Source organism: uncultured Methanobrevibacter sp. (assembly GCF_902771435.1).
Lineage (GTDB): Archaea > Methanobacteriota > Methanobacteria > Methanobacteriales > Methanobacteriaceae > Methanocatella.
In genome coordinates this window covers 1-7,522 of record NZ_CACXXB010000062.1, presented here as the reverse complement: position 1 = coordinate 7,522, position 7,522 = coordinate 1, and the positions used below count along the sequence as shown (strand labels likewise).

The 7,522-nt window shown below is 33.1% G+C and carries 7 protein-coding genes; all 7 read right to left on the bottom strand.

The genetic code is table 11. The features are described from left to right. Positions 1-80: 80 nt before the first annotated feature. Entirely contained in the window at positions 81-467 is a 387-nt protein-coding gene (locus QZU83_RS10055; RefSeq protein ID WP_295611861.1) for a hypothetical protein, read from the bottom strand. A 407-nt stretch (positions 468-874) separates the two neighbouring features. Further along, positions 875-1,288, bottom strand: coding sequence for a hypothetical protein (locus tag QZU83_RS10050; protein ID WP_295611860.1), 414 nt, complete (start codon positions 1,286-1,288; stop codon positions 875-877). 288 nt (positions 1,289-1,576) lie between these two features. Then, positions 1,577-2,446: an alpha/beta hydrolase-fold protein gene (locus QZU83_RS10045; protein ID WP_295611859.1), complete on the bottom strand. Its 870-nt coding sequence runs from the start codon at positions 2,444-2,446 to the stop codon at positions 1,577-1,579. Positions 2,447-2,689: 243 nt separating this feature from the next. Then, entirely contained in the window at positions 2,690-3,112 is a 423-nt protein-coding gene (locus QZU83_RS10040; protein ID WP_295611858.1) for a hypothetical protein, read from the bottom strand. Positions 3,113-3,358: 246 nt separating this feature from the next. Further along, positions 3,359-3,778: a hypothetical protein gene (locus QZU83_RS10035; RefSeq protein WP_295611857.1), complete on the bottom strand. Its 420-nt coding sequence runs from the start codon at positions 3,776-3,778 to the stop codon at positions 3,359-3,361. 347 nt (positions 3,779-4,125) lie between these two features. Further along, entirely contained in the window at positions 4,126-6,972 is a 2,847-nt protein-coding gene (locus QZU83_RS10030) for a hypothetical protein (RefSeq protein WP_295611856.1), read from the bottom strand. Positions 6,973-7,219: 247 nt separating this feature from the next. Then, the coding region (locus QZU83_RS10025) for a hypothetical protein (RefSeq protein WP_295611855.1) at positions 7,220-7,522 on the bottom strand (303 nt) is incomplete at its 5' end.

The window sequence follows — 7,522 nt, the reverse complement described above, 5'->3', positions numbered from 1 at the left end:
AAAAAAAGTTAAAATATTAAAAACATTGAAACCATTGCCCCCCCCCAAACTTTTAATCCCATTTAGGAGAATAGCCAACTTCAATACCATTTATGCAATTTAACTGAAGTTACAGGATATTTATAATTATGAACAGAACCTGTTTTGGCATTGTCGCTCATACCGCCATTGGTTGCTGAAGTCCACCATCCTTTCTTACCCTGCTGCATGCCGTTTTTCTTCTCATAATTTATGCATACATCATATCTTTTTCCATTTTGATACTTATGGCCCAGATACTGTTTATGTCCATTATTATAGTTGCATTTCACCTTAACTGTCTTTTTGTTGTCTTTTACCTTTACAGTAATACTTTTTTTGTTCTTGTATTTTTTAGCTTCAACCGGCTCTGCAAAGGCTACACTGAGAGTCATTCCAACAATAAACATTGCCAGTACGCATATCAAAATTTTAGTACGTTTATTCATGATATTTCACCTTGTTTTTTGTGATATCGTTGAAATACTGTTTTTTTACTTAAAGTCATGATTTCAGTTTAATGATACCTCATCGCGAGATGTTTAACCTCATGACAGTCCCCTTTCAACCATATCAGTTAATCTGTGTTATACTTATGTATATCTTAGTGATAATATAAACATTTCCAATTGAAATATGATTGACATTAACGACTGAAATTTCACAAATCAGACCAAAAAATAAGCACAGATATATCCCCAAAGAAAAACTAGTCTAAAAATCAGAATGCTTGGTGTTAATGTAAAAATCGCAAGATTAAAATGAAAACAGACAAAAAAAGTTCAATTAAAATCAGAAAAAATATGGAGGAATTAAAAGCATGAAAAATCATGCTTTTAACAAAAAATGAATAATCTTATTTTTTTCTATATAATGATGAAGCGCCGAGAACAGCACATATTGCCAATAATGCTAAGATTGGATTACCGGTTGCAGGTAAGCCCTGATTTGCAGTTGCATTGGTTGCGTTTGAAACATCACCGCCGGCTGCAGGAACAGTTGCATTGCCGGTTGAGTTGGCATCAGTCTGGTTTTGAGCGGTATCATTCACATCAGGCAAACTTGTTTCGTTGAGAGATCTTTGGGTTCCGTCGAAAGTGTCGTTCATTCCGGTTTCATCCACTACAACCTCGTCATAAGGATAATCATCACTAATATCATCATGTGTTTCGTTAAGTCCCATTACATCATCCGCTGCACATACTGCGCATGCTGAGAATATTACACAGAATATTGCCAGTACTGCAAATAATTTGTTTTTAAGTTCCATCACAATCACCGTTATTCTGAATTAATTTGAAATGTGCCCTCTGGTTTTTTGATTTGACACATTTTCACACAAGTAAATATATGAACAAGACCATATATAAAGGTTTTCGAATGCAAGTACTTACTTGCATCGCAAAAAATAAAATAAAGCAATTTAATAGTGAATTTAAAGGATTGAATAATTTTAAAGTCTTTAAATCAATATTTACAATTAAAAATCAGGAACTGTAACTGAAAATATATGTTTAAAAAAAAAAGAATAATTTAGAGATTTTACTCTAAATCATATTTATTTATGTTGTTTAAATAGCCAGTCCCGTACGGGTTCAAGCTTATAAGCATAGTCAAATGATGCCATATGTTCTCCACCGACCATTTTGTTGTCAGTGGAGTTTGATGATACAGTGCCCTCTTTAAAGGATATGAAATTGATATTGTTGTTTCCATTTATGAGGGAATTGACCTTATTGCTGTTATCGGCCTGGGCATCAATGCCTTCCAAAACACCATATTTGACCTTTTTACTGTCCAACATTTCTTTAACTTCTTTTTGACCTGTAGATGCTTTTTCATCGCCTTCAGAGACTATATAGAAGAATTTTTGAGAATCCAGATTGCTTAATTCATCAATGTCCCATTGGCATGAAACAAACAGTTCCGCTGCAAATAAATCAGGATATTTGCTTGCAAGATATAGGAGAGTCATTCCTCCCATGGACTGGCCGGTACCATATATTCTGTTTGAATCGACGCTGTAACTGGATGAAACATTGTCTATCAAATTCTTTGTTGCGTTCAGATATTCGCTTTTTTCATTCCCGTTCATATCATCAATGATTACATCGGAATATGTTGGAACCACAACAATACATTCTTCCTTATTGTTTTTTGAATCATTTGCCCAGATTATGCCTCCCAGTCCCTGTTCAAGTGAGGCTTTTTCACCCTTTCCAACAAGGCTGGAATCTGAAATGAATACCACTAGCGGATAATTTTTGGATTTGTCATAATTATCGGGCAGGTAAATATTGTAGGGTATTTCAAGACCTGTTTTTGAATCATTAAAAGTCTTTTGATCAAATTTATCTTCAACATTCTTTAAAATTTCGTCAACATCTGCATTGCTGTTTTGTGAACTGTATGCTGCACCTATAAACAAGCATGCAAAAACAAAAATTGCATGATACTAATTAAAAGGTTCATCGGATAAATACTTTGATGCAGACAAGAATATTGCTTTTCCTAACTTATCTAAGCAGTCAACAATTCCAACCAGTACCTAAATGTGGAACTGAATATACTGATTTTTACCGAAATAGGACTCACGCATTGAAAAATTAAATTTAAAAAAAAAGTCCATAAAATTTTACGACTTAAAAAAAAAAGAAAAAATGTAGAAAAATTATTTTCTACGACTTATAGGATAGACACCTAATGCTGCGATAGCTGCAAGCAATACCAATAATGGATTACCGGTTGCATTAGTGTTAGTGCCGGTTGTTTTTGCATTATTACTGCTTCCTGCTGCACCATTTGCATTATCCGGTGCGTCTGCTAAAGCAGCTGCTTCACTAGAGGTCAATTCACCATGACGATAAGGACTATCATCTAACTCAAGGTCTTCTTCATCATCATCCTCGTCATCATCATCCTCGTCATCTTCATCGTCATCGTCATCATCTGCATCATCGTCGTCGTCATCTGAATCATCATCTGTGGCATTTTCTACAGATGCGTCATCATCATCGTCATCAGCAATAACAGCATCAGTAGTGTCTACTGCAGAAACAAAGCTTACGCTTAAAAGGACAATGAAAATTGCCAAGATTGCAAAAATTCCTTTGTTGATATTATCACCTCCGTGAATAATAGTTTACACAATACCATTTAAATATTTATCCAATCATATTTAAATTCCTGTGAGGAATACATCCTCAAAAAAAACAGATCCAAAATGCGTGATGTTAATGTAAAATCATCAAAAAAAGTCCAGTTAAAATCAGAAAAATATGGAGGAATTAAAAGCATGAAAAAATCATGCTTTTAACAAAAAATGAATAAAAAGATAAGTCTATTTTTTTCTATATAATGATGCGACACCGAGAAGGGAACTTACTGCCAATAATCCCAGGACAGGGTTACCGGTTGCAGGCAAGCCGTCATTTGCAGTTGCATTGGTTACGTTTGAAACATTACTTCCTGCTCCAGGGACAGTTGCATTGCCGGTTGAGTTAACATCTGTCTGGTTTTGAGCAGTACCATTTAAATTTGGAGATCCTGTCACGTTAAGAGACATTTCAGTTCCGTCGAAAGTGTCGTTCATTCCGCTTTCATCCACTACAACATCATCATGAGCACCACCATAATCAATATCATCATATGTTTCGTCGATTCCCATTACACCATTGCTGTCAGCCGCACATACTGCACACGCTGAGAAAATTACACAGAATATTGCCAGTATTGCGAATAGTTTGTTTTTAAGTTCCATCTGCATCACCATAATCATTAATTAAAATCGAAATGTGTCGTTTTTGTTTTTGATTTAACACGTCTCTGCACAAGTAAATATATGAATAAGCTCACATATAAAGTTTTTCGAATGCAAGTGCTCACTTACATCTTAAAAAATAAAATAAACCAATTTAAAGGTAAATTTAAAAAAATAAAGATGTTTTAAGACACTGGCGAAAATTGTCATCGAAATTTAATGCTGAAAAAATAGATAACGGTTTAAGAAAGGAAATTTTGAAAAGAAGATTGGTAAAAATAAAATTGATGGTGAAATATAATTCCACACGGAAATTATAATTATCACCACTTAGTTAAAACCTTAGATTATGCAATTGCAATACCCTTAAATTTTAAAGTATCTCCATGGGAATACAGTTCAATGAAAGGTATAATATAATTTGGGTCGTTTGTTATTTTTGCCTTAACAGGATATGATTTTGTTTTGTATGCAGTTTTATAGGATACTTTTACCCATTTACATACTGCATATGTGTACGCACTTAATCCTATACCATACTTATGTTGAGGATTTGCTTTGGTGTAGGTATATTCAGATACCAATGTCCAGCCATTATCTTCCATTCTATTTATCATAGGCAAATAAGAACCAGCATACCATGTTTTTACAGCAGTAGTGGTTTTATATTGTTTAACTGCCTTAGTGTATGGTACTTTAACTTTATGCTTATAGTTAGTGACAATTTTAATTGACTTATATTTTCCTTTATTGAATGCTTTAACTAATGATTTATATTGTTTTGATGAAAGTTTTATGGTATATTTGCCTACTTTAATACTTTTGTTCTTTTTTAATATAACCATGTTGGTTTTATATAATTTGATTTTGAAAGACGCAGAACATCCTTTATAATTTTTATCTCCTGAAAATTTAAGAATGCCTTTATAAGTTTTAGCCTTTATCGGCATTTTAACCTTAAATTGAGCTATTCCATCTTTAACCTTAGCCTTGTATGTTTTGCCGGCTATTTTGAGTTTAGCAGTGCCGCCAATATTTTTACTGGAACCGGATTCATCTAAGACATGTTGCTCAAGAATCCCCAGAGATCCTATTGGAGTCTCGCCAGATTTAGGGTTAGTATGGGTTGGCGCTTTTGTGATTACTATACTTGCTTTGGCCAGTTCATTGCCGTTTTCATCAGCAATTACCGCTTTGTATGTCCCAACAGCATTAATCTCTGAACCTTCATAATAATAATCATGTTTATCATAGGCCATATAATCAGAAATATACCCATTTGTATTAAATTCTGTTTCATAAATTATGTTGTTTCCTTTATATATTCTGAAATAACCTTTCAAATTACCCTCCCAAGAGTAACTTATCTTATTTTTACCGTTATAATGACCAGTCATGGACTGAATATGTGCATTCCTGTAATCATTTCCCACATAAACCTTATTTACAGCGATAGTATTCTTATTGGAAATACCGGCATAATTTGTGGTAACATCATATGTGCCTGCTTTTAAATGAGTTTTAAAAGATGCATAACCCTGGCTATCACTAGTAGAACTGAATTGCTTGCCATTGCAATTAAAAGTCACCTTTTGTCCTGAAACAAATTTATCATCTTCAGAAATGCGAACCTTAAATTCGACATCACCAGTACAATTTCCTGTCATACCCATAAACTGAATATTTCTGTTATAAACAGTCAATTTAGCAGTGCCCATCACATTATTATCAAAATAATTTACAAGTTTAATAGTGTAAACACCTGGATCTAAACTTTTAGAACTCAAACTATATGTTTTAGAAGAAGCAGAATCAAAACTGGAATATACCTGAGAAATCTTCTCATTATCGCTTGAATCATAAACCTTCAAATAATAATAATAATCATAAGAAGTACGAGAAGCAGGAGAAATCTTCATAGAAATGGAACCACTATACCCATAATTCACACTAACATCAGAAACACTAACAGAATAATCCGAAGAAGATGGATAATTAGAAGATTTAACAGTCAATTTAGCAGTATCCATCACAACATCATCTAAAAAATTAATAATCCTTATTTCATAAATTCCCGGACTTAACTGAGTTGAACCAAAACTATATGTTTTAGAATAAGAAGAATCAGAACCAGAATACAACTCAGAAAACTTCTCATTATTCATTGAATCATAAACCTTCAAATAATAATAATACTTATAAAGAGTACGAGAAGCAGGAGAAATCTTCATAGAAATAGAACCCTCACCATATGCATAATTCATACTTACATCAGAAACACTAACAGAATAATCAGAAGAAGATGGACAATTAAAAGATTTAACAGTCAATTTAGCAGTATCCATAACCATATCATCAGCATAATTAATTATCTCTATATGATAAGCTCCAGTACTTAACTGAGATGAACTCAAACTATATGTTTTAGAAGAATCAGAACTTGTACTGTAATACAACTGAGAAATCTTCTCATTATAGTTTGAATCATAAACCTTCAAATAATAATAATATTTATAATAAGAACTAGCAGGAGAAATACTCATAGTAATAGAACCACTATTTTCATAATCCATACTAACATCAGAAACATTAACAGAATAATCCGAAGAAGATGGATAATTAGAAGATTTAACAGTCAATTTAGCAGTATCCATAACCCTACCATCATAATAATTTACCAACTTTATGGTATATGTTCCAACACTCAATTTATTTGCCGGAATTGTATAGGTATAGCTAGTTGATCTAGAAGAACTATATAAATTTTCACTAATCTTTTGATTGCCGTTTGAATCATAAACCCTGAAGTAGAAATCATAGGCATAGTAGCTACTACTGGAAACTGGAGTAATATGTATTGTTACACTTCCAGAGCTTCCCTCATTAATTGCTGTATCATAAACTGATAAAGAATATTGAGAATATGATGGAGAACTTATTGATAAAACATCATCATTGTCCTCTATGGAAACTTCATCATCCCTGCCAACGGCCAAAACATCCCTATCTTCAGTCACATTATCATCATTACTTATTACTTCTTCTGTTTTTAAATTATCCGAAGAAGTGACTTCATTAATTTCAAAATCCGTGCTCGCAACATCATCAGTTAGATTATCTGCTGCAGAAACTGCTGAAAATGCAAATAAACCAACAATCAGGATTGCAAGCACAATTATCTTTCTATTTGTCAAAGAAATTTACCTCCCAAAAAAATATTCATTGATATATATTTGTGTTTAAATTAATATATAACAATTGCTAATTTATTAAAATTGAATGTATATCCCACAAACAAAAAAAGATCAAAAAATCAGAATGGATGACGTTAATGTAGAAATCATCAAAAAAAAGTTCAATTAAAAAGAGTTCAGAAAAAATATGGAGGAGAAAAAGCATGATAAAAAATCATGCTTTTAAAAAATGAATAACAATATTCATCTATTTTCTTTTGTATAATGCAGCACCGCCTAAAACAGCGCATACACCAAACAATGCAGCTATTGGAAGTCCGGTTGCAGGAAGAGAGTTGCTTGCAGCAGGAGCATTGCCGGCAGCCACATGAGGAGTTGAATTACCTGTTGTGTTTGCTGCAAGCTGGCTTTGAACCGGATTATGCTCATAGTAGTCATCATCATATATGTCGTCGTAGTCATAAGGTCCGTCATCATAGTCAACTTCGTAGTGCCCGTCATCATAGTCTACTTCATAATACCCGTTGTTATAGTCGACTGCACTTACAGC

Coding starts and splice junctions, on each gene's coding strand:
- QZU83_RS10055 (WP_295611861.1), bottom strand. CDS start 467: ATGAATAAACGTACTAAAATTTTGATATGCGTACTGGCAATGTTTATT.
- QZU83_RS10050 (WP_295611860.1), bottom strand. CDS start 1,288: ATGGAACTTAAAAACAAATTATTTGCAGTACTGGCAATATTCTGTGTA.
- QZU83_RS10035 (WP_295611857.1), bottom strand. CDS start 3,778: ATGGAACTTAAAAACAAACTATTCGCAATACTGGCAATATTCTGTGTA.